Source organism: Sphingobacterium haloxyli (genome assembly GCF_002980525.1).
Taxonomy (GTDB): domain Bacteria; phylum Bacteroidota; class Bacteroidia; order Sphingobacteriales; family Sphingobacteriaceae; genus Sphingobacterium; species Sphingobacterium haloxyli.
The window spans coordinates 69,605-94,199 of the sequence record NZ_PVBQ01000011.1; the positions used below are offsets into that span (position 1 = coordinate 69,605).

At 42.8% G+C, this 24,595-nt stretch carries 20 protein-coding genes; 14 read left to right on the forward strand and 6 right to left on the reverse strand.

The annotated features are described in order from the left end of the window. Window positions 1-19: 19 nt before the first annotated feature. The 6 genes from C5745_RS14005 to C5745_RS14030 all read left to right on the forward strand — a co-directional run bounded on the left by C5745_RS14005 (window position 20) and on the right by C5745_RS14030 (window position 7,970). A complete protein-coding gene (locus C5745_RS14005; protein ID WP_105717630.1) occupies window positions 20-1,012 on the forward strand; it encodes a DNA-directed RNA polymerase subunit alpha in 993 nt (330 codons plus the stop codon). Between the two features lie 118 nt (window positions 1,013-1,130). Further along, on the forward strand, window positions 1,131-1,685 hold the full coding sequence (gene rplQ, locus C5745_RS14010; RefSeq protein WP_105717631.1) for a 50S ribosomal protein L17: 555 nt from the start codon (window positions 1,131-1,133) through the stop codon (window positions 1,683-1,685). Between the two features lie 185 nt (window positions 1,686-1,870). Continuing rightward, window positions 1,871-4,702: a TonB-dependent receptor domain-containing protein gene (locus tag C5745_RS14015; RefSeq protein WP_105717632.1), complete on the forward strand. Its 2,832-nt coding sequence runs from the start codon at window positions 1,871-1,873 to the stop codon at window positions 4,700-4,702. 30 nt (window positions 4,703-4,732) lie between these two features. Continuing rightward, on the forward strand, window positions 4,733-6,124 hold the full coding sequence (locus tag C5745_RS14020; protein WP_105717633.1) for a hypothetical protein: 1,392 nt from the start codon (window positions 4,733-4,735) through the stop codon (window positions 6,122-6,124). 8 nt (window positions 6,125-6,132) lie between these two features. Further along, window positions 6,133-7,128: a hypothetical protein gene (locus C5745_RS14025; protein ID WP_133166355.1), complete on the forward strand. Its 996-nt coding sequence runs from the start codon at window positions 6,133-6,135 to the stop codon at window positions 7,126-7,128. A 20-nt stretch (window positions 7,129-7,148) separates the two neighbouring features. Further along, window positions 7,149-7,970 (forward strand): leucine-rich repeat domain-containing protein, encoded by an 822-nt coding sequence (locus C5745_RS14030; protein ID WP_133166356.1) that lies wholly within the window; start codon window positions 7,149-7,151, stop codon window positions 7,968-7,970. A 72-nt stretch (window positions 7,971-8,042) separates the two neighbouring features. Here the strand turns inward: C5745_RS14030 and C5745_RS14035 are convergent, their stop codons facing one another. From C5745_RS14035 to C5745_RS14050, 4 genes are all read right to left on the reverse strand, one after another. Beyond that, window positions 8,043-9,110: a phytase gene (locus C5745_RS14035; protein ID WP_105717636.1), complete on the reverse strand. Its 1,068-nt coding sequence runs from the start codon at window positions 9,108-9,110 to the stop codon at window positions 8,043-8,045. A gap of 21 nt (window positions 9,111-9,131) precedes the next feature. Then, window positions 9,132-10,130, reverse strand: a complete 999-nt coding sequence (locus C5745_RS14040) for a metallophosphoesterase (RefSeq protein ID WP_105717637.1) — start codon at window positions 10,128-10,130, stop codon at window positions 9,132-9,134. Window positions 10,131-10,205: 75 nt separating this feature from the next. After that, complete coding sequence (locus tag C5745_RS14045; RefSeq protein ID WP_105717638.1) at window positions 10,206-13,004, reverse strand: TonB-dependent receptor; 2,799 nt, start codon at window positions 13,002-13,004, stop codon at window positions 10,206-10,208. Window positions 13,005-13,249: 245 nt separating this feature from the next. Continuing rightward, on the reverse strand, window positions 13,250-14,872 hold the full coding sequence (locus C5745_RS14050) for a tetratricopeptide repeat protein (RefSeq protein ID WP_105717639.1): 1,623 nt from the start codon (window positions 14,870-14,872) through the stop codon (window positions 13,250-13,252). Window positions 14,873-15,039: 167 nt separating this feature from the next. Between C5745_RS14050 and C5745_RS14055 the strand changes: the two genes are divergently transcribed. From C5745_RS14055 to C5745_RS14075, 5 genes are all read left to right on the forward strand, one after another. Beyond that, window positions 15,040-16,176, forward strand: a complete 1,137-nt coding sequence (locus tag C5745_RS14055; RefSeq protein ID WP_105717640.1) for an aspartate aminotransferase family protein — start codon at window positions 15,040-15,042, stop codon at window positions 16,174-16,176. 76 nt (window positions 16,177-16,252) lie between these two features. After that, window positions 16,253-17,218, forward strand: coding sequence for a Rossmann-fold NAD(P)-binding domain-containing protein (locus C5745_RS14060; protein WP_105717641.1), 966 nt, complete (start codon window positions 16,253-16,255; stop codon window positions 17,216-17,218). 16 nt (window positions 17,219-17,234) lie between these two features. Further along, complete coding sequence (gene argB / locus C5745_RS14065) at window positions 17,235-18,029, forward strand: acetylglutamate kinase (protein ID WP_105717642.1); 795 nt, start codon at window positions 17,235-17,237, stop codon at window positions 18,027-18,029. Window positions 18,030-18,053: 24 nt separating this feature from the next. Beyond that, the gene (gene proC, locus C5745_RS14070; RefSeq protein WP_105717643.1) at window positions 18,054-18,854 is read left to right on the forward strand and encodes a pyrroline-5-carboxylate reductase; all 801 of its coding nucleotides are present in this window, start codon (window positions 18,054-18,056) and stop codon (window positions 18,852-18,854) included. Beyond that, window positions 18,847-19,911 (forward strand): M20 family metallo-hydrolase, encoded by a 1,065-nt coding sequence (locus C5745_RS14075; protein WP_105717644.1) that lies wholly within the window; start codon window positions 18,847-18,849, stop codon window positions 19,909-19,911. Before proC ends, C5745_RS14075 begins: the two co-directional genes overlap by 8 nt. A gap of 41 nt (window positions 19,912-19,952) precedes the next feature. Here the strand turns inward: C5745_RS14075 and C5745_RS14080 are convergent, their stop codons facing one another. Beyond that, complete coding sequence (locus tag C5745_RS14080; RefSeq protein WP_105717645.1) at window positions 19,953-20,423, reverse strand: Lrp/AsnC ligand binding domain-containing protein; 471 nt, start codon at window positions 20,421-20,423, stop codon at window positions 19,953-19,955. 424 nt (window positions 20,424-20,847) lie between these two features. Here C5745_RS14080 and C5745_RS14085 point away from each other — a divergent pair, with 424 nt between their 5' ends. Next, window positions 20,848-21,888: a hypothetical protein gene (locus C5745_RS14085; RefSeq protein ID WP_105717646.1), complete on the forward strand. Its 1,041-nt coding sequence runs from the start codon at window positions 20,848-20,850 to the stop codon at window positions 21,886-21,888. 1 nt (window position 21,889) lies between these two features. On the opposite strand, the gene ruvC is transcribed toward C5745_RS14085, so the two are convergent. Continuing rightward, window positions 21,890-22,453, reverse strand: a complete 564-nt coding sequence (ruvC, locus tag C5745_RS14090) for a crossover junction endodeoxyribonuclease RuvC (protein WP_105717647.1) — start codon at window positions 22,451-22,453, stop codon at window positions 21,890-21,892. 50 nt (window positions 22,454-22,503) lie between these two features. On the opposite strand from ruvC, the gene C5745_RS14095 reads away from it, so the two are divergent. After that, entirely contained in the window at window positions 22,504-23,478 is a 975-nt protein-coding gene (locus C5745_RS14095) for a lysylphosphatidylglycerol synthase domain-containing protein (RefSeq protein WP_105717648.1), read from the forward strand. Next, window positions 23,456-24,595: a glycosyltransferase family 2 protein gene (locus tag C5745_RS14100; protein ID WP_243403348.1), complete on the forward strand. Its 1,140-nt coding sequence runs from the start codon at window positions 23,456-23,458 to the stop codon at window positions 24,593-24,595. The genes C5745_RS14095 and C5745_RS14100 overlap by 23 nt, the downstream gene beginning before the upstream one ends.

A 24,595-nucleotide genomic window follows, 5' to 3' on the forward strand; every position in this document is an offset into this window, starting at 1 on the left:
AACTTTTAAAAGAAAATAAATGGCAATTTTAGCATTTCAAAGACCGGATAAAGTTATCATGCAAAAATCAACCGATTTTGATGGTACTTTCGAATTTCGTCCATTAGAGCCTGGTTTTGGTGTAACTATTGGTAATGCTTTGCGCCGTATTTTATTGTCCTCCCTAGAAGGATATGCAATTACGTCGGTAAGGTTTTCAGGCGTTTCGCACGAGTTTTCTACTATCAAAGGGGTTGTTGAAGATGTTACAGAAATTATTTTGAACTTGAAGCAGGTCCGTTTCAAAAAAACTGGTGAACAGGGTGATAGCGAGAAAATTTTTGTTGTTATCAACGGTCAGGATCAGTTTAAGGCGGGCGATATTACTAAGTTCTCCAATAATTTTACGGTTTTAAATCCCGACTTAGTTATCTGTAACATGGATAATTCGGTCACCATTGAGGTCGAACTTTCGGTCGCCAAGGGACGCGGATATGTAAATGCTGAAGAAAATAAAGTTACAGACGGTCCGGTAGGTTTTATCGCTGTGGATTCTATTTACACGCCAATTAAGAACGTAAAATACACTATAGAGAACTATCGTGTAGAACAGAAAACTGACTATGAGAAATTGTTGTTGGATATTTCTACTGATGGTTCGATTCATCCCGAAGAGGCTTTGAAAGAAGCTGCTAAGATCTTAATTCAGCATTTTATGTTATTCTCTGACGAAAACATGTTGTTGGAATCTCAGACGAAAGAGGAAACTAAGGTTGTTGACGAAGAAATTTTACACATGCGTAAAATCTTGAAAACGGAGTTAGTGGATTTGGATCTTTCTGTTCGGGCGTTAAACTGCCTGAAAGCAGCTGATATTCGTACACTGGCGGAATTGGTTACGTATGACGTAGCGGATATGTTGAAGTTCCGTAACTTTGGTAAAAAGTCACTGAGTGAAATTCAGGAACTAGTTAAATCGAAAGGTTTATCATTCGGTATGAATCTATCCAAATACAAATTGGACGAGGAATAATAAATTAACAAATAAGCGACCTGTTGCGTAATTCCTCTTTGCCATACTAAACACGTTTAGATTGATAGACGAGTTAAACGTATGAAGATAAGAACGGTACGCACAAAAACAAAAAAAAATGAGACACGGAAAAAAAGTACACAAATTAGGGCGCACTGACAGTCACCGTAAGGCGATGTTAGCTAACATGGCGACTTCATTGATTAAACATAAACGTATTACGACGACTTTGGCTAAGGCTAGAGCATTGCGTGCGTACGTTGAGCCATTGATCACAAAATCAAAAAATGATACAACGCATTCTCGTCGTACAGTATTTGCTTACTTAAAAGACAAGGAGGCGGTTACGATTTTGTTCCGCGAGATTTCGGAGAAAGTTGCTTCTCGTCCAGGAGGTTATACACGTATCATCAAGTTAGAGAATCGTCTTGGTGACAACGCAGAAATGGCGTTCATCGAGTTGGTAGACTACAACGAAATCTACGGTCAAACAGCGAAGACAGAGAAGAAAGTGACACGCCGACGTGGTGGTAAGAAGAAAGCTACAGAAAAAGATGCTGAAGTTGCTGTAGCGGAGACAGTTGACGCGGTGGAGGACGTTAAAGACGAAACTCCTAGCGCGGAAGCTCCTGCAACGGAAGATTCTTCGAATACAGAAGAAAAAAAGGATTAATAACTTCTTTTCAATGATATAGCCGCCCTTTTTGGGGCGGCTTTTTTGCGTTTAGGTAGAGCTTGCATATTAATGTCAGTCGGAACATTAATAATAATTTGTTGATAAAGTATTAATTATGGCTTTATACAAAATTCACACTTTTGTCATAATAAATTTGAGATACCAAACCATATTATTAATATATGCAGCAAATTTTACCATTATTAACATTTCTGTTTATTACCTCCGTTAGCCTCGCGCAAGAACACACGTTTTTCGGTCGTGTGCTCGATAAGCATACCGACGAATTTATGACCGGAGCAACGGTTTCACTTCGTTCAATTGGAGAGCCTTCTTTGGAAAAGCATGTAGCTGTCGGACTGGATGGGACATTCCGCGTTGCTGGCCTTCCTATTGGAAGGTATGCGGTAACGGTCTCCTTAATGGGATATAATACGTTTACCGAGAGTGTCATACTACCGCAAGACTTACCGAAACTCTTTATCATAGAAAGGAACAATCATGCTATAGAGTCGGTTTCGATTTCAGCAAGAGCACGAGGAACGGACGCCGATGCTCGGCGTCTAGAACGTTTATCGCCGAATGTTATCAATATTATCTCCGCAAAGCAAATAGAACTTTCCCCTGATATTACGGTAGCCAATGTCGTGCAGCGGGTTTCTGGTTTGTCCATCGAGCGAAACGCCAACGGTGATCCACAGTATGCTGTAGTGCGTGGGATGAACAAGCGTTACAATAATACCTTGATGAATGGTATTAAGATTCCTTCTCCGGATAATGATAATCGCTTTGTCCCCTTGGATATTTTTCCAGCGGTTTTCTTGGAGCGCCTCACGGTATCCAAGTCCTTATCTGCTGACATGGAAGCAGATGCCATTGGCGGAACCATTGATATGATTATGAAAGCGGCACCGTCTGCAGGTCGAATTTTTGAATTTGATGTGCAGACCGGAGCAAATGTTATGAACTTTGATGATGAGTTTATAGCTTACGATCGATCTGACGTCTATAAAAGAGCACCTGCCGAACGCTACGGACCGAATTATGAAGCAGTCCCGGGTGATTTTCCCACCACTCAGTTTGATCCCGCTAAAAAACTAGTTGCAGACATATTGGCGAGCGCCAGTTACGGTGAACGCTTCTGGGGCGATAAATTTGGGGTTTTATTAGGAGCCAGTTACCAGGCTTCCTACCGGCCCAATGAAAATTATTTTTATGACCCTACGATATTGGCGTCAGAGGGAAATCCACTACGCATGAATCAGTTAATTGAACGTAGAACCAGTACCGAACAGCAACGTATGGCATTTCACGCGAACCTAGATTATGTCATGGATGCGCGCAATAACATTTCTATGTACGCCGGACGTTACCATTTGAATGAATTTAGAAACCGCGAGCAGCATCTACAAGAAGGACAATTTACGACACCGACCGGGTTCGCGGTTTATCCGATGACGCGTATCACCAACACCTATCAAACCATCTCCGTTGCCAACCTAAACGGAAAACATCAGCTCTCGGACGCTTGGAAATTGGACTGGAAAGGTGTGTATTCGGTAGCTATGAACGAACTTCCGGATGATGCTATCTTTATGCGGACAGCTATTTGGGATGCTGAATCGAATTCCATTGTGGAGGAACGCGCCGGATCTTCTCGAACAGGTGCACATAATTCCCGTTGGTGGGAACGCAATCGGGATAACGATTTAGCTTTTTATCTCAACTCAGCATACCAGGTCGACAATATCCCTTTTTTAGACAATATCCAGTTTGGTGGAATGTACCGTAGCAAGGAACGGAATAACAATATGATTTATTACAACTACACTATGCCGTTGAATGCGGCAGCAATTCGTGGAGTGGATTGGATGTATTTTAGTGATGTGCAATTTGATCGAGATTTTGGTATAGCAAATGGATATGGCGATGGAAATGAAAGTAATCTGATCTACGATGCTGATGAGACCGTCATCGCTTATTATACCAATACACAGTGGAATTTATCACGCTTACAAGTACAGGCTGGTTTGCGAGCAGAACATACGGAACAGGGGTATTACGTTGATAATTCCAGCTCGCTAATTGGGACGCCGGATATCGATGATCGACAACGATATATGAATCTATTTCCCTCAGTAAGTCTTAAATATGCGTTATATGAGAATGCGTGGCTAAAGTCGACCTATTATAAAGGAATTAGCCGTCCGGGATTTTACGAAATTGTGCCGACAAACCGTAGAGACGGTGGAGGAGACTCCTTCTATAATGAAAGAGGGAATCCAGATTTGAGACCGACAATAGCACATAATTTTGATGTGCGCTATGAGCTGTTTCCAAATGCCTTAGATCAAATTTTAGCAGGTGTATTCTATAAACGCCTCATCGATCCTATTGAATATGGTTTTCCCATGGTGCAGCAGGCGGACGAAAGACCAAGTATCGGGCGCATTTTGCCACAGAATTTTGGAACGGCAACGAATTTTGGAATGGAGCTCGATTATACCAAATATTTCAGAAAATTTGGTATCCGGGCAAATTATACCTACACCAATTCGTCAATCACAACCAATAAAATCATTGAACATGATCTCCCTGTGAATACTGCTGGAAAATACGAACTGGTGGACGAGGAACGCCCACTACAAGGACAGTCAGCACACGTTGGAAATATCGCGCTATTGTATAAAAATATCAGCAGACAATGGGACGCGCAATTGGTTCTGAATTATACAGGTAAGCGATTGGCAGTTGTTTCCCCTTACGAAGGTACTGACCAGTATATGACTCCAATGGCAGTGCTGGATTTCTCCTTGGAAAAAGGCTTCGGTAAGACCGTGGTGTTCTTAAAAGCGAACAATCTACTCAATACGCCGTACCAATTGATTATTGATAAACCGATAGGATTTGCGGACGATCACTACCGACATCAAGACGATCCGACACGCCGAGGAAATATTCGCCGCGATCTTTATGGCGAGTCTTTTCGTATCGGTGTTCGCTACAAGTTGTAATTAATTAATAAACAAATAAAAAAGGAAAGTATGATGAAAAAAGTTTTACACCCTTGGATAATGATGTTAACCGTCATTGCAGTTATTACCGCTTGTGGTAAGGATGATCCGGCACCTGCAAATCGAGATGATGACGATGACGACAAGCCGGATACGGAATTGCCGGAAGGTTCAATTTCAGGAAATTTAGCTGAAATCCAGTTAACCTCTGGAGAATCGTATACCGTTGTGGGTGACCTAACGGTACCGGAAGGAGAAAGTGTGACCATTCCAGCTGGAACTACCTTTGAATTCGAACTTGGACCACGGAATGAGGCTTGGGTGATTGATGTACATGGGTCCCTTTACATAGAAGGAACAGCTAACAATCGTGTAGTTTTTACTGCGTCAGAAGATGCGCTAGCGTCGAGTCGTAATAGAGGCTATGGAGGCTTATGGGGTGGTATTTTCGCTGGTCGTAAAGCGGGGGATCTAGTTATCGAATATGCAGATATTCTGCATGCTGGTGGTATAGCCCGCGCAGGAACCATTATGACCACCGAAGAATCCGGTGGAAGCGGCCGTCTGAGTGCAGGAGATGTATCTTACGCTATGTACTACTGTCGTCCAGATGGAGAAAGACAAGATGGCGTATTTGTTCTGTTGCATTCTCGTATAGCGTTTACTGGAGACGATGCGATACGCACCAATGGCGGAAAGACCTTAATGGCTTACAATACTTTTGAGGTTATTGGCCAGACAGGCGGTGAGGCTGTAAATATCAAGGCAGGTGGTTCTGGTGACTATGCATTCAACTTGTTCTACAATATTGCTACCAATGCACTGAAGTCCGCTGATACCCAATCGGGAGAACGCGGCGCATTAGAAACGAACTTTTATAATAATACCATTGTTTCTTCGGGCTACCGTCGTGTCGATCCGGGACGGGGAGGAAGTTTGAACTACGAGTCTGATGCCTTCGGTAAGGCGTTCAACAACTTAATTGTAAACTGTCGTTATGGTCTGCGATTGAACAAAGGTGAAAGTGAGCCCCGCTATAACGCATTGGAATTCGGCCATAATTGGTACTACGGTCAAGTTTCTGAGGTGACAGACAATTTTTACCCAACCAACCCTACAGATCCATCTATCGGTTTGATTGGTACTGATCTACCTATCCCGAGTTCTGATAGAATTGGTGCTGCCGGGGAGAATGCACCTGGTTTTGTTAATTTTAATATCGCAAGCTTTACTTGGGCAAACCGAGTAAATAATGATCCTATGCCCTCTGGAGCGGATTTTCGTTTGCAGACTGGTTCGGCAGCGCTGACAGCCGGTACGTCTGAATTCGAACCGAAGTTTGAAACCTATACGACGTTGGCCGGAAAAGTGTATGAAGCGCCTATGCCAGAAACTTATGTAGGTGCTTTTGGTACAGAATAGAATAGCGCATGAGATTTTGTAAAAGTATAGTTTTTATTGCCTGTCTGAGTTTTTTCTGTTGCTTGTCGGCATGCTCGGAAGACCAAAATATCCTCGATAAAGACGATGATCAATCGCAGGATGTTGCCTATGCTTGGGAATCACATAAACCCTTCGAAGCTGAATACGAAGTGCAGTTTCTTGAGCGAAATATCATAGACTATGAGATGGAACCCATCAACATAGGCCCCTTGGACCTTGAAGAAAGTTCGGGTGTAGCGGCTAGCATATCGAACCCGGGCATGTTGTGGACCCACGAGGATAGCGGCAACGGCAATTACCTATACCTCGTGGATGCCTCTAACGCGGAAATTGTATGTCGCTACAGGGTGTCTGGTGCCTCGAACAGGGATTGGGAGGATATAGAATTGGTAACCAACCCGGTTGATGGCAAGCATTACCTTTATATTGCTGATACGGGAGATAACGATGAGCGGCATGGTACGTCTACGGTGTACCGCTTGGAAGAACCGGTGTATACGGAGGCTGATAAAGGTGCCTCTGTACCGACTGGTACTGAGATTGAACGCTATGTTTTTCGTTATCCCGATGGTCCAAAGGATGTGGAGTCCATGTTCGTGGATCCCGAATCCAGCGATATCTATTTGATTACAAAAAGAGATGCTATGTCGCGCCTGTATGTTTTGCCTGAGCCGAACGAAGACAAAGGTGTAGCAACCGCTTACTTCGTCGGCACGTTTGGTTTTAGCCAAGCGTCTGCCGCAACTATGAATCGGGACGCGAACAAGTTTATCGTACGTAACCGGCAGAACTTATTCTATTGGGAAAGACGATCCGACGAGAAAGTCTGGGAGGTATTTTTACGCGAACCTGTGCTTTTGCCTTTTGTGGGCGAAGTGCAAGGTGAGGCAGTATGCTTTGATGAAGAGGATAATTATTATACGACAAGCGAAGCCGGGGGATATCCAGTATCTCCACCGATTTATAAATATGTAAAAAGATAACACAAACAAATTATAGATAAATGAAAAAGAGAATGAATGTGAATATTTTGGGAATGCTCTTGTTGGGAGCAGCAATAACTTTTGGTGCTTGCTCAAAAGACAAAGAAGCTATTGAACCAGAAGAGATAATTGAAGAACCCATCGATGATGATGATAATACCGATGAGTCGGCCATAGCAGTGCAGTTCGCCGATGCAGACCTTGCAGATTTTATTCGCTTAGAGCTTGAGGAGCTCGAGGTAAAGGTCGGCGAGGAGATTACCCGTGGAGACCTGTTAAATTTAAAGGAATTAAGTATTCGTGGTGTGTTGACAGAAGTGGCGAGTTTACAAGGTTTAGAGTACGCGACGGAATTGGAGCATTTAGATTTTGGTGGTACAAAGGTGTCAGATTTAACGCCTATCAAAGACTTGGAGAAAATCACTTACTTACGTTTTAATGAAACGCCTGTAGCCGACCTTTCCCCAATTGCCGCTTATACCAACTTAACCTATTTCAACGCCAATCAGGCGTCACCGGGATTGACGGATCTTAGTGCATTGTCAGGTAATGAAGATATGGGTACATTGATTTTGCGTGGCAATCTGCTTGGAGACGAAGGTTTGGCTACCATTAGCGGGTTTAAAAAATTACACCGTTTAAATGCACGTTCTACTGGTGCTGGCGATGCAACCGTTGTAATGATCGGTCAGATGATGGCAGAAGGCGCCTTGTTAAAGACAACAGAAGGTTATGTAGATAAAGATTCGGAGTTGGATTTAAGAGGCAATGAAATCGAGGATTGGAGCCCTATTGAGTCGTTTATTGAGGACGATACAGCCGTTCCTGTGCAAGGTATGTAATTAACACCTGGTCCTCAAAAAAACAGGCGGCTCTAACATAAAGAGCCGCCTGTTTTTTGCTATAGCGCTTCGCTATTCGCTTTGAACAGGATGACGGTCAATCCAATCCTGCAAGATGCGCCAATCGTATAACTGAAAAACATTTCCGTTGCTCATCGCAACAAACACACCCTTTGGAAACTTGTCGCCTAGTGATACAGAGGTCGCATCCGCGCCGTCACATTCTATGCTGGATACCGGAACATCTGCTATGAGTGTATGCACATGTGGACTGTTTTCTTCGCCCTCGCGCTTGTACACCATGAACGTATTGTTTTGTTGATTGGAAACGAGGATATAACCCGTGGTGTCGTCTTTTTTATAGATTGCAATCCCCTCATGATCACGTTTTGCATCCTCTCGGGCAAAAAAAGCTAGTTCCTCATTTCCCTGTGCAGGATCGGCGTAATACTTACGTACTCCGGCCGTTTCATCAGAATAGTATACGTAACCTAATTCATTATCCACGGCAATGGCTTCGATCTCTTTCTTTCCGCTATAGGTGCCAAATTTACGGATTACTTCTGCCTTCACATTGCCATCCGTAGCTCCGCTTAATTTGTATTGCCATAAATAACTCCCCGAAGGACCGGATTTCCGCCCGACAATAGCGTGTATCTCGGTCGTCACCGAGTCGATTTGCTTGGTGTATAAAGCAATCCCCATACCATCCCGCTCCTCTTCACCCTCAAAGATAGATATACCACCATTGTCAATCGGAGTCAAGTCGGGGAGAGCGAATATGCGTATGGTATTCGCTTTACGTTCGGTGGTCACTGCGATGTCCGTCTTTACGCCGTTGATCATCAGTCCGTACGCCACGTCCACATTATTTGGGCGTTGCATGTCTACATACTTTTTGACGATTTTTCCTGCTAAATCGTATACGTAGAGTCCTCCACCGACCTCCTTGTCGGTACCAATAATTAAGCTTTTGGAAGCGTCTTGGGGATGAATCCAGATCGCAGGGTCATCAGTGTCGTTCGGAGTCGGTTCTGTAATGACGGTTGGTTTAATAGCATTTTCTGCTACAGGTGCTAATCTGTCTTGACAGGATGTTGCCAAAAGGATTAATGCTGACCAAAAAAAATGTTTGTTCATCGTTCTATGTTTTTGTAATGTTTATTTTGCTAGTTCATATGTGTGCAGTACTTTGGCGCCTGTTTCGTTCGCACGGACAGTCTGTACAAGCATTTTGCTGCCTTGGATAGAGAACGTCATAAAACCCGGTTCGGCGGCAGAAAATATTGTCCCTTCTCGACGGCCCGTTTCACGTACCTCACTGGCTGCTCCCGAAAGGAATTGTGTAGTAAAGCGGCCTTTAGGCTTGATAATCTGTAAATCGTGTTCATGGCCACAGATATAGGCATCAACTTGGTGTTCGTCAAATAAGTCGGCAAATCTTTTCTCAAACAGTTTGGTATCGTCACTATCCTTCCGTTTCCCTCCGGAATATAACGGGTGGTGCCCTACGACAATCTTCCATTTTATCTGCGGGTCATCTGTTTTTAGCTGTTCGACGAGCCATTTGGTTTGTTTTGCAGTGTCCTGTTCTGCTACGCCGTTATATTTTTCTGGATTTTCGTGGTAACTTTCAATATAGGGATTGGTATCCATAACGATTAAAAGCATCTTCTCGTTGTCGTTTATTTCAAACGTTTTGCTATAGTATCGCGCGGGCATATTCCATCGTCTGCTTACATTGGCGTAGTCGATCTGCGCTTGTACATTCCCACGATAGTCGTGGTTACCTAGGGCTACATACCAATCGCGGTATAAGCTGGGGTCTTTGTAAACCGACTCGAATGATGAAATCCAATGGTAGTCTGTTGTACTTGCTACGCCATTGGGATAGAAGTTATCACCCACGGAAACGATAAATTCCGCATCAAGTACAATTGTGGCGTGACCTAACTCCCGTGCTACATCTTGTTGAAAGTAATCGCCTACGCGTCCAAAATCGCCCAGCACCAGAAAGCTGTAACTGTCTTCCAAATAGGTTAAATCTGGGATGTTGTTGCCTTTATATCCTGTTTGCTTCTCGAATTCAAACGGAGTCACCTGTCCGCATGCGAAGGATAGGTTGAGAGAGATTATAATTGCTAAAAGTAATTTTTTCATGTCGTGCTTTATTTATACCAAAAACCAACAAAGACATTTCTTTGCTGGTTTTGGCATCGTATAATAATCGAGTTATTATAAGTCAAATTTCAATCCTAAGTTAAAACGCGGACGGTAATATTCCAATTGCATCATGCGTTCTTTGCTCCCTTGGTAGTAGCGTAGGGGCTGGTTGGTTAAGTTGTTGGCTTCACCGAAGATCCGGAACTGCCCTGTAATTTTATAGGATGCGTTAGCGTCTAGGAAGAACTGACGGTCGTAGTATGCATCGTAGAACGAAGATTCCGCGATTTCATCCAAGTACGCTGCGGTATAGTTTGCTGATACCCTTGCCGAGAATTTGCTGTTTTCCCATGATAAGGAACCGTTCAGCATGTGTGGAGCAGTCCTTGGTAAACCTAGTCCTTCGCGTTCCTCACCGTCTTCATTGGTGATGCCTTTCGCTACCGAATGGGTGTAGGTGTAGTTTGCGTAGATGCCAAAGCCTTTTAGGAATTTTCCGGGAAGGAAGTCCAATTGACGTTGAAAAGCAACCTCCGCACCGTAAACATCTACTTTATCTCCATTGCGGTGTTGTAAGAATGACCACTGTCCAGTGTCGCCTTCGGGGATGGGGTTACTTACGTGGGGGAAGTCTGCTGCGAATTTCTCGCGACTATAGTTCGGGTCGTTGTAAGTATAGATAAAGTTGCTCAGGTTTTTGTAGAAGAGACCGCCGGAAACCAGACCGATGTTTTGGAAATAATTTTCCAGCATCAAATCGAAGTTGGTCGCGTAAGTTGCTTTCAAATCCGGATTACCGGCGATAATTTCACCATCGCCGGGGATGGAACTCACAAAAGGGGCCAGCGCATAGTAATTCGGGCGGGCTAAGCTGGTGGTTACCGCCGCGCGGATGATGAAATCTTTAGTTACATCGTGACGCAGTGTCAAGCTGGGTAGCACATTGATGTAATCATTCTTGTTGTTGATTTCACCGAGCAACTCTTCCTCATCCTGTACGTAGTTACCAGTGTAGTTGATCTTAGTGTATTCCATACGGGCACCGACGATCATGGATGTTTTCTCGGTGAAGTTCTGATCCCAACGAACATAACCTGCGTATATCTGCTCCTTTGCACGGTAGTTCTCTGCTAGGTATTCATCCGGAACGGTTTCCTGCTCAAACAAGGACGTGTTGTGAAGATCCAGCTCACCGAGGAATTTTTTATCGACGAAATTGCCCGGATTATATCGACCTCCCTGTGCAAAGGTAAGATTTGACCAATCTTCCATTGGTAAAGTGTTCATCCCTCCGAAATCTTCAGTTGGGGTATAAGAGTAGAAAATGTTATCTCTTTTCTTGTTTTTGAGACGTATCCGCGCACCGAAGCGGAATCTGCCTTTTTGATCGGCGATGACACTTAAAGGTACCCGGAAATTGATTTTCGCGCCAAGCTCATCTTCTTCTGTATAGTCTTGATTATCGGTTAACTCACGGAAGCCGAATTGTGAATAATCGTGGTAGGTATCTGCAATGAAAGGCATGCGTGGGTCGGATAGATCTTGGTTGAGGACTACACCACCTTGATCATATTCAATATAGCGCTCATTCGGACGAACTTCCGAAGCTTTGGAGTAAGAAGCGGCCCAATCCATGTCGAATTTAGGGCTCAAAAGGTGCTCACCGCGTAGGGAAAAGTTCAGTACTTTTTGACGCTCCAAACGGGTGTTTTTATTGCTATTGTCGCCAATACCGCCTTTTGTTTGCCGGCGAATATCGCCCACATAAGCCTGCTCGTCTTCATCCCACTCTATTCCTCTATAACGCGCACGGTAGCGGTTCTCGCGATCGTCGCGCCAGTTATATATCGCATTTAACTCCAAGCGATTTCTGGAGTTAAATTCGTAATCGGTAGCCAAAGAGAAACTGCGGCGGATACGCTGTACATCGTATTTACGGATATCCATTTCTTCCATGAAGATTCTTCCACCATCTTCTTCCCAAGCAGCCTCGATGTTATCCGAACCGAAATTTTGAGTTTGGATGGTACCACTTAATACGATGCCGAGTTTGTTATCCGCGAATCGGTTACCGTACACCAGCGAGCCATTGTAAATGCCCTGTTCGCGGATGGGCATGTATCCACCGCCTAAGGTAGCGGAGATACGCTGCTTGTTTGGTACCGCGCGGGTAATCAAGTTGACCGAACCACCGATTGCGTCCGCGTCCATATCCGGGGTTAGGGTTTTATTGACCTCAATGGTGGAGATCATGTCCGACGGAATCAAATCCATCTGTACGTTCCGATTATCGCCTTCGGCTGATGGAATACGGTCGCCATTCAGGGTTACGGAGTTCAGCTCAGGTGATAGACCGCGTATGATGATGTTGCGTGCTTCCCCTTGGTCGTTTTGCATGGTAATACCAGGGACACGTTTCAATGCATCACCGATATTCTGGTCAGGAAAACGGCCCACTTGATCGCTCGAGATGATGTTGGTGATATTGCCGTTATTTTTCTGCTGGTTTAAGGCTCTGGCCTGTCCCTTGGCGATATCCCCCATGACGCTGACTTCCCCGATGGTCTGACTGGAGGGAGATAGCAAAACTCTCAGCTGTTCTTGTTTACCATTTACGGAGATCTGTTGAGTATAGGCTTGATAGCCCATATAATTGATGTTCAGGGTATAGGTTCCTGCGGGAACATTTAGGAACTCAAAATCTCCCGTGACGTCCGATACGGTATAACGGTTCCCGGGTTCTAGCCTTAACGTTGCTCCGGGCAACGAAAAGGCGTCGTTGCTGTCTAATACTTTGCCCTTTAGGATGCTGGTTTGCGCAAAGCTGACAGAACAGCAAAGAAAGAATAAAATAGTGTAAAATAATTTCATAAGAATTTTTTGATATATTGTATACAACGTTCAATGAATACTTCGGCAAAGGTCAAAGACCTTGCCGGCAATCCCAATTTTCTGCCGTAAACAAAACATTAACACCGGCTTTTCGACCATATACGACACAGCAACATTTCGTTTTTTGTTTATGTATTTTGTTGTTTATTAGCTATTTGTGGTGTTTTTGGGTAGCCATTAAGTTTTTATGAAGTGTATATTAAGTTATCCTTAATAAGGAAGGATTAAAGTTGTTGAATAAATATGCCTAAGCTCTTTCCCTCCGGAAGAGCGAGTTTCTTTCTGAGTCGATATCGTGCGATGCGAAGACTGTCTTGTGATATGCCTAGTAGGGTCGATATATCCGAGGAACTCAAATTCATTTTTAATAACGCTGCCAATCGGAGGTCGGCGGAACTCAATTTACTACAATGCGCTTTTAATCCGTCGAAGAAGTGTTCATGGACACGCTCAAATACAACACGGAAGTCCTCCCAGTTTTTGTCTTGGTTGTGATTGAGTTGGAGCAGGTTCAATACCTGTTTTAATTCTTTGCGTTGATCTCTTTTGTCGCTTTTAACGATTGCCTCCAATTTGTCCTTAAGTTCTTCGAGCAGTTGGTTTTTTTGAACGAGATGGAGGGTATGGCTTGTTAGTTCCTTGCTTTTGAGTTCTAGTTCATTTCGAAGGTTTTCAGCTTTTAATTGCTTATTATGGAGCTCCGTCTCCATGGCTATCTTCTGTGTTTCGTAGAGTTTTTGGTTTTGTTCGTGAAGCTTGTGGTCATTAACGATTTTTAATCGTTGTCGGCTGATAACACTGAGTCCTAAGAAAAGCAGCAGCAATACAATTGCTGCTCCAAACAGTAGCATCGTAAAGTGGACTCCACGTTCCCGCTTGTATTGGGTAATAGCGTCTTCTTTCTGTTCAAGTTCAAATAAAGTCTGAAGTATGGTTAATTGTTTTGCGTTATCTTCAGAGAACATGTCGGCATGGATATTTCTTCCAGCTTCACTATAATGGTAGGCACTATCGTATTGCCCCATCAAGGAAAATATTTTAGCGAGGTCACGATAGGCGCTGGCCAGCTGGTAGTGTTCATTCATCTGTTTGGCCAAGGAAATTGCCTGGCGCGTGTAACCAAGTGCCGTGCTGTATTCTCCTGTTTTTCGGTAAATATCCCCCATATTATTGGTTATTTCGATATGCAGGATTTTGTCGTCTGTTTTTTTACTGATTTCCAGTGCTTTGCTGAAATATAGGCGTGCCGAGTCAAGCTGAAACTTATCCTCGTAAATGCTGCCAATGTTCTCATAAATTTTGGCAGCGAGTGCCCAGTTGCCTTGTTCACCGAGTTGTGCGAGTGCTAAATACTGATAACGTTTAGCTTCTTCTAGATTTCCGTTTTTCTCATGAACCTGTCCAATGTGCGCCAGAGCATCTGCGATACCTTCTTTTGTGCCTGCCGATGTGTATAATGCATGTCCTTGTTCAAAGGCCTTTAGGGCCGATGGATATTGCTTGTGATGAAAGTTGGTTTCGCCGATTTTAATCCATATCGCTGCTAGTTCTGGTATGTGGCTGTGTTTTCTGAATATGGATTCTGCCCTGTAAAAATTATCCAGTGCCTGGAGATAAGCTGCTTGAAAATAGTATAATTCGCCCATCTGCCCATAGCAGACGGCTATTTCGTAGTTGTCAAGCGCTTCGTGTAAAGTTCGTCTTATCTGCTTAAACGCTACATCCGGGTTTTCACGCATGGATTCCTGCGTGAGAGGAGCATAGAACGTGTGTTTTTGAGCCACTAGGACATTGTTCACGCACATCAGGAACAAGGAAAGAAATAAGTACCTAGATAATATTATCATATCAAATTATTGCCCTGCTCAGTTTGAGCTATAAGTTTAAATATAAGATGTTAATATGATTTTAGTGTTATGTGGATATTAATTTAATATTTAGTAGTGTTAACTGCGGAAACTGTGCTGTTTTTTAGTTGCTCTTCGTTATATTTGTTAGCAATTATTTAATTTACATGGATTTATTTAATGTTTACCCCATAAACCCTATTAACATAGTAAGAGCAAAAGGGTCTAGTGTATGGGACGCAGCAGGCACCGAATACCTCGACCTGTATGGTGGACACGCTGTGATTTCGATCGGACATAGCCATCCGCACTATGTTGAAGCGCTCACGGCGCAATTGAATAAAATCGGATTCTATTCAAATTCTGTAGAGATTCCATTACAGAAACAGCTGGCGCACAAGCTGGGTGAGATGTCGGGCAAAGATGATTATGCGTTATTTCTTTGTAATTCGGGCGCCGAAGCGAATGAAAATGCCTTGAAATTGGCATCTTTCCATAATGGTCGAAAAAAAATTATAGCTTTCACCAACTCTTTTCACGGACGTACTTCTTTGGCGGTGGCTACGACGGATAACCCTGCTATTGTAGCTCCCGTAAATCAGACAGAAAATGTAGTGTTTTTGCCTTTCAATGACGAAGAGGCATTAACCGGTGCTTTCCAAAACTTCGGAGACGAAATAGCTGCTGTCATTATAGAGGGTATACAAGGTGTGGGGGGGATACGGGAGGCGTCGATTGCTTTTCTTCGGTTAATTCGTTCACTTTGCGATCAGTATGGAACTGTATTTATTGCAGATGCAGTACAATGCGGCTACGGCCGTACAGGTGATTTTTATTCGCAGGATTACGCGGGTGTAGACGCAGATATTTATTCGATGGCAAAAGGGATGGGCAATGGGTTCCCGATTGGTGCAATCAGTATATCACCTAAATTCAAAGCATCTTTTGGTATGCTGGGAACCACTTTTGGGGGAAACCATCTTGCTTGTGCTGCGGCAATTGCTGTATTAAATGTTATAAAAGAGGAAGACTTACTGACAAATACCCAAAGTGTTGGGGACTATCTACTTACGGAATTGAAGAAATTTGACCGGGTAAAAGAGGTGAGAGGAAGAGGATTGATGATTGGTATTGTATTACCAGAGGAATTAGTAAGCGTTAAAAGGGATTTGTTGGTAAAGAATAGGATTTTCACCGGAGAGGCGAAACCTAATATTATTCGAATTTTACCTGCTTTGAATATAACACGCGATATTGCAGATACTTTTTTGACTGCACTTGACGAGAGATTGAAGGCAGTTTAATCGGGTAAGCAAAATATTAACCGTCATTTCGACTATCGAGAGAAATGGCCTTATTTTTTATTTTTTACGTGGAAAGATGGAGAATTTTTTTTCAGTTGCTGATGTTGACGATTTAGATCAGGTCGTGCAAGAAGCTTTATCGCTCAAGGCCAATCCGTATAGTTGGCGGGAATTAGGAAAGAACAAAACATTGGGTTTAGTATTTTTGAACCCGAGTTTGCGTACGCGTTTGAGTACGCAAAAGGCGGCAATGAGTCTCGGTATGGACGTCATGGTAATCAATATGGATAAGGAAGGCTGGGCATTGGAAACCCAGGATGGTGTTATCATGAACGGAACAACAGTGGAACATGTCCGGGAGGCCGCTGCTGTGATGGGTGAATATTGTGATATTTTAGGCCTACGTTCTTTCCCCAGTTTGAAAGATAAAGTAGCGGATTATACCGAGGAATTGTTTAATAAATTTGTGAAATTTTGTGGGGTTCCGGTTGTTTCCCTAGAAAGCGCTACGCGTCATCCTTTACAAAGTTTAACCGATTTAATTACCATTACGGAACATAAAAAGGTGGCCAGACCCAAAGTGGTGCTAGCTTGGGCACCTCACGTCAAAGCGTTGCCTCAAGCCGTTCCGAATTCCTTTTCTGAATGGATGTGCGAGGCACAGAAACAAGGTCTAGTTGATTTTACCGTTGCTCATCCTACCGGATATGAATTGAAGGAAGAGTTTACAACAGGAGCGCGTATAGTTAGCGATCTGGATGATGCTTTGGCAGAAGCTGATTTTGTCTATGTGAAAAATTGGTCATCTTATCACGATTATGGACAGGTTTATCCGTTGGAGGGAGATTGGCTGATGACCAACAAGAAATTAGCCTTGACAAACGATGCAAGGGTAATGCACTGCTTGCCTGTGCGACGAGATTTAGAACTGTCGTCGGAAATTCTCGATGGACCCAATTCTTTAGTCGTTAAGGAAGCAGGCAATCGTGTTTGGGCGGCCCAGGTGGTGTTAAAACGTATATTGGAAAGTTTAAAAAAGTAAAAGTGTTACGTTATCTATGAATAGTGGGTTGCATATTATTAAAATTGGGGGAAATATCATTGATGACGACGCCCAGTTGCAGCGTTTCCTGGAGCAGTTTTCGGCTTTGCGTGGTAAAAAAATATTAGTCCACGGAGGTGGAAAGATAGCCACGCGAATTGCGGCAGATCTAGGTATTTCGGCAAAATTGGTCGATGGCCGACGCATTACGGATAAGCCTATGTTGGACGTCGCAACGATGGTGTATGCAGGATTAACCAATAAACACGTTGTTTCTTCCTTGCAAAAACTGGGATGCGATGCGCTAGGATTGTGTGGAGCAGACGGTAATACGATCAAAGCGATCAAGCGCCCAGTCAGAGAGATTGATTACGGATATGTCGGAGATATCTTAGTAGACTCTGTTAACCCCCATAGTATAAAGAAGTTTTTAGAAGCAGGGTTTACACCTGTGTTTTCTGCTATTACCCATAATGGTTTAGGACAATTGCTAAATACCAATGCGGATACCATTGCCTCTGCACTAGCTGTTTCGTTAGCGAAGATATATGAAACGAAGTTAATTTACTGTTTTGAAAAAGATGGTGTATTGCGGGATGTTAACGATCCGGAATCTGTCATCCGATTAATCAAAGCAGATGAGTTCAAAAAACTTAAAGCGGCGAAGGTAATTTACGAAGGCATGATTCCGAAGTTGGAAAATGCCTTTGAGGCGCTTGGAAAAGGAGTGAAAAATGTATATATTGGTAACGCTCTAAACCTGTATAAATATCAACAGGGAGAATTTGGAACGTGTTTGTTATCGAAATAGAGTAACCGTCATGATTTATTTAAGATGAGCAAAATAACGATAATCGGTAGTGGAAATATCGGACTTTCCCTTGCTAAAGGACTTGTGAAGTCGGGACAGTATATGCCTACTGATATAACGCTCACGCGAAGAAACATTGCTAATCTTCAAGAAGAAGCAGCGTTCGGTTTTCGGGTGGGCGATAACAATGCAGAGGCGGTTTTACATGCTGAAATAGTGGTGTTGGCAATCTTGCCTCAACAACTTCGTAACGTATTGGAAGAAATAAGGGGGACCGTCCATGTCAGTCAGATTATTGTTTCGGTAGTGTCGGGTGTAAGTTGTGCAGACATTAAACAGGTCCTGGGTTTAGACAAATTGGTCGTGCGTGCGATGCCCAATACAGCGATTGCTATTGGGCAGTCCATGACGTGTATCGCGACCGACACAGCTACGGATGGAGAAATAAAAGAAGTAGAGCGGTTGTTTGAATCAGTGGGTGCAGTGGTGGTCATTCAAGAAGATCTCATGACATCCGCGACAGCGCTTTGCGCATGCGGTATTGCTTTTTTTTTACGTGCTATTCGGGCAGCTTCACAGGGAGGGGTAGAAATAGGCTTCCACGCACATGATGCTTTAAAAATGGCTGTACAAACAGCTAAAGGTGCAGCAGATTTATTGTTGCAGACGAAAAATCACCCAGAAGGAGAGATTGATAAAGTAACTTCGCCTAAAGGATGTACTATCGCGGGACTGAACGAGATGGAACACAACGGGTTTAGTTCGGCCTTCATCAAGGGCATCAAACTGTCCGCAGAAAAGGCAGGAGGCTTATATAGTGAGTGACATCGCCCGTTTGATAGACGAAGCAACTTCGCTATTAAAGCAATTGATCGCGTTGCCATCTTTTAGCAAGGAAGAAGACGATACTGCAGACTTGTTATGTCGTTTTTTTCATGCAAGAGGGATTGCTTACGAGCGTACAGGCAATAATGTATGGGCTTATAATAAATATACAGCTGAAACGAAACCATTTATTCTCCTGAATTCTCATCACGATACGGTAAGGCCCAATAGCGGTTATACAAAAGACCCGTTTGATCCCGTCGTGATCGAAGGTAAGCTATTTGGCTTAGGAAGTAACGACGCCGGAGGATGTTTGGTGTCACTGATAGCAGCATTTCTGTATTATTATGAGCGAGAAGATTTACAGTATAATCTCTGCCTGTTGGCATCCGCAGAAGAAGAGATTTCGGGAAAAAACGGCATTGAGGAAGCGATAAAGCATATCAAACCGATGGATTTTGCCATTGTTGGGGAGCCTACCCAGCTACAGATGGCTGTCGCAGAGAAGGGATTGATGGTTTTGGATTGTGAGGCGGCCGGTGTTGCCGGACACGCGGCGCGGGAGGAAGGCGAGAACGCAATATATAAAGCCATAGAGGCTATAGATTGGTTTCGTACATTTCAGTTTCCAAAGATTTCATCGTACTTAGGGCCGATAAAAATGACCGTTACCGTAGTGAATGGTGGTGTTCAGCATAATGTTGTTCCAGCATCTTGTACATTCGTGGTAGACGTGCGCACGACCGATGTTTATAGCAATCAGCAGGTGCTGGACATCATTAAGCGGCACGTTTCTGTAAGCGTGAGCCCTCGCTCCACTAGGCTCAATCCTTCTGCAATTGAATTGGAGCATCCGATTGTCCAGTCAGGCGTTCGTTTAGGAGCGAAGACATTTGGAAGTCCAACCATGAGTGATCAAGCATTGTTGCCGTTTCCGTCTGTAAAAGTCGGACCGGGAGATTCGGCACGATCGCATGCTGCTGACGAGCATATATTCTTGTTAGAAATCGAGGAGGGCATTGTCTTTTACGTAGATTTATTAAAAAGTATTTTATAGAAAGATAAAAGGGGGGCGATACTTTCCCCCTTTTTATCTTTCTATAAGGTTATCTGCCTTTTTATGCTTTCTTCCAGCGATATAATCGTCTCTGTACGTTGAATCCCAGTTAAGGACTGGATATCTTCGTTTAGTACTTTCCGTAAATGTGCGGTGTCTCGACATACGATCTTAGCGAACATACTGTATTGACCAGTACAATAATGTAGCTCTACGACCTCTTTTATCTCTTGTAGTTGTTTTACCGCATCCGTATATTGGGAGCCCTTCTCTAAATAAATTCCCAAAAAAGCCGTAATGTCAAAACCGACCTTCTGAGGGTTGATAATAAGCTGAGAACCTTTAATTATTCCTAGCTCTTCCATTTTTTTCATCCTTACATGGATGGTTCCTCCCGAAACTATTAGTTTTTTTGCTATTTCTGTGTATGGAATTGATGCGTTTTCCATTAAAATAGACAATATTTGGATGTCTAGATTGTCTAAATCGTAATTTGAATACTTTTTATCCATAAAAAATGGTGTTTTTTGTTAAAAAATTACCTTTATTTTTAAATTCATATAAAAATAAAATAAAACTTTTAGATATTTTGATGTATTTGTATATTTGTATCAACAAAAGAAGATGAAATATAACTTTTGTTTCAAAATAGCATGTTACTTCCCTCAAAATAACATAGGTTTATAATTGGTTAGCGTAAGAAACTCCTCTCCCCGGGGAGTTTCTTCATTACACACCTACCGTTTTAAACCTTAGGTACTTGCTTTTTTTATTTTTGCAAAAATACTAAGTATTTTTGTATTACAATTTTATTTCTTCGCAAAATAAGACCTGTTTTATTATAAATGTGTTATTTCTGCTAGTGAAGGAGTTGAAACTAGGATTGCCTCTTCTCTTCTTTTAACTAAAATTTCGTATTTTCACAAAACACCCGTAATGGAAGACGACGTTAAAATATCGCGCAAAAAGCCTATTTATCCGGTAGGTGCAGGCTTAAATAAATACCTTCGTATGTATCAGCGGGATACGAGGTTGCCACTGGCTTATAGCGAACTGTTGAATTTCGGAGAGACTGTGCCGGTAATGGATAAATATGGGAACGATACCTTGTGGGAAACACCGCTATATCCCCCTTATATACAAGATCAGTTATATGATGCATTAAAGGTGGTATATGCACAGCTCAAAGCGTCGGGCAATACGCGCATTGTAGAACATAAAATTATAGATAGAATAGAATATTGTGCATTTGGGAATACGAAACCTTTTCGGATACGTATTATAAACCGCTTAAATGATGTTTACGATTATTTTTATATCAAGCAAGCAGATGCATCCAGAATATATGGGCTGGAGTTGGAGGAGATTCTTTCCCCCAATCAAGTTAACTACCTTGTAGACCGTGACACATTAGTCGAAGAACATATTGTTGGGATACCGGGCGATGTGTTTAGCAAATCTGGCATACATAATACAGAATATAATCAAACACGTATTGCAAAAGAGTTTGTTAAGTTTAACGAGCGCTGTATTATTTCCTTGCTTGGCGATATGCGTGCGTACAACTTTGTTATGCAGATTACACCGGATTTTGACGATTTCCAGTTTCGTATCCGGGCCATTGATTTCGATCAGCAATTTTATGAAGGGAATCCAAGAGTGTACATGCCCCAGTATTTCAAGGAAAATCTTCCTTATGTTAAATTGGCTATGGAGCATTTAAACGAAAAGACCGTGTTACAGTATCAACAAGAAGAACGCTCTTCCATCGTGCACCGTGTGCGTAGCGAACGTCATCGCATTAAAGACTTACGAGATGCTTCGAAATTGCAGGGGTTGTCTGCGCCAGAAAATATAGCAAAGTTACGAGAGGGATATAAAGCGTTCTATAATAATGAAGCTTATTTGGATTGTAAATCCATGACGGATATTGTAGAGCTCAATGTGAAGAATGTTATTCGGCAGGTGAAACTCTAGACTAGCGTATTCTGCGTTGGTTGTCTTTGGCGAAAGCTTCCCATCCCGAATAGGCTTTTTTTTCCACTCCACTATTTTGTTGGAACGAGTGGCATACGGCTACAGCTAACCCGTCTGTCGCATCCAGAAATTCGGGTGTTTCGTTGAATTGCAGAACCGTTTTTAGCATAGCAGCTACCTGTTCTTTGCTGGCGCTGCCATTTCCGGTGACAGATTGCTTTATTTTACGTGGTGAATATTCAAAGATAGGGATGTCTACGCTCAGTGCAGCCGCCATCGCAACACCCTGCGCTCTTCCAAGCTTTAGCATGACTTGAATGTTTTTTCCATAAAAGGGTGCTTCCAGTGCCATGCAATCAGGCTGGTATTCTTTTATAAGAGACATGGTTTTCTTAAAGATGCGCTGGAGTTTTAGTCCTTGGTCATCTAAATGCCCCATTTTGACAACACCCAGGCTCAAAAGTGTTATCTTTTGCCCAGTTTGTCTAACTAGTCCATAACCCATAACGACAGTTCCTGGGTCAATTCCCAAAATGATACGTTCTTTAGCCTTCTCCCTTTGCATGTTGCAATATTACGATTTTACATTAACTTTGCGGTCATCACATTAGAACATTGACGAGACAGCAAAAGAAATATTTAAATCTAGGAATTAAATTCGCCATCGTTGGGTTGGCGACCTGGTTCATTGTTTCGAAGGTTAATAACCAGCAGAACCTCCGTGAATTCAACGCGTTACTGCAAAGTATAAATCCATGGACGGTACGCGCGACGCTGGTTGTGGTCGTATTGATGATGTTGCTGAATTGGGCGATCGAAGTTGCTAAATGGAAATATCTCAGTCGACGGGTTGAGGTAATTAGTTGGTGGAAAGCTATAAAATCCGTCTTTTGTGGTCTTACGTGGGCTATATTTACACCGAATAGGATCGGCGAGTACGGAGGTCGTATACTTCTTCTAAAGCCACGTAACAGGGCAAGAGGAGCAATAGCAATGGGTGTGGGGCTCTTTGCACAGTTGGTTCTCACCAGTGTATTTGGCTCTTTGAGTATCGCTTGGTTTGTTGCCACTTATTTACCAACACCGGATAGCGTCAAATTTGGCGTTTGGTTGTTAGCGATAATTTATGCAGTGGCATTTGTTGTACTTTATTTCAACGTGTATTGGGTGGATTATCTGGTTGGTAAATTTATATTTTTACGGAAGATAAAACCATTCTTCTCCATACTGGAAGATTTCACTACGCGGGAACTTTTGCGTGTCTTGCTACTTTCGTTAGCACGCTTTGCTATATTTACTTCGCAATATGTCGTGTTGATGTTAGTCTTTTTGCCTGAGTTGCCATTTGTGTCGATGGTGTTGATGATTTTCATCCTGTTTTTCGTTCAATCTGCCGTTCCGTCGCTCGATATTTTCGATTTTAGTGTGCGTAGTTTTGTTGCAAGTAATTTGTATAGTTATATTACGACGCAGGAAATAGCGGTTATGGCGATTGTTTCTTGTATCTGGTTCGTCAACCTTATCCTGCCTGCTATTATGGGGTCCGTATTTGTTTTAAATGTAAATTATGTGGGTGACAACAAGTCTTGATATATTTCTCGTTATTATGACGGTGGTGTATGTTGTATTAGTATTGTATATGTTGCGTGGATGGATGCAGATTTCGTATTTTAAACCGAAGCAGACAATAGTTCATACATCTGTTTCAGTGTTAATTGCCGCCCGTAATGAAGAAGACAATATAGCACGTACGCTAAACTGTATTGTCAATCAAGACTATCCAAAAGAACTTTTGCAAGTTATTGTTATAGATGATCATTCCACTGACAATACGGCTGCAATCGTTGCGTCCTATACTTCAAGAGGTGTTACCTTGTTGCAATTGAATGAGGGGGACAAATTAAATTCCTACAAAAAACTGGCAATTAGCCGAGGCATAGCACAAGCTTCCGGGGAAATAATCGTTACTACAGATGCAGATTGCCGTATGGATACAGGATGGCTACGTACGGTAGTGGGCTATTTTGAGGAATCGGGGGCCTATATGGTTTCATCCCCTGTGGCTTACTCCGAAGAGAAAAGCTATTTCGAACGTCTTCAAACGTTAGAGTTTCTATATCTTATTGGTTTGGGTGCGGCCGGTATAGGAAATAAGAAGCCAACGACTTGTAATGGGGCAAATCTCGCTTATCGACGCGATCTGTTCTACGAAATGGGTGGTTTTAATGGCATTGATAATCTTGCTTCCGGTGATGATGAGTTGTTCTTGCATAAGGTTGCAGAAAAATATGCAGAAAAAATAGGTTTTTGTAAATCGAAAGAAGCTATCGTATACACTGATGCAAAAGCTACCCTTTCCGGATTTATCAGCCAACGGAGACGTTGGGCGTCCAAGAGTACAAAATATAGGGACAAGCGAGTCGTCTGGTTAGGCGTTAGTATATGGTTGTTCAATTTATCATTAATTGTCGGCTTGGCACAGTTTCTCGTTGATTTGCCGAATGTCAATGTGATGTTTTTGATCGCGTTGGGAATGAAGGTACTGGCGGAATTAGCCTTTATTTATCCACTTTGTGGTCTGGTAAATAGACACGCTTTGTTGGTGAATTTATTCCCTTTGTCGTTCATTCATGCCGTTTACCTCGTGTATATAGGGGTGGCGGGCAATGTCGGTAAGTACGATTGGAAAGGCAGAAAGGTCAACTAA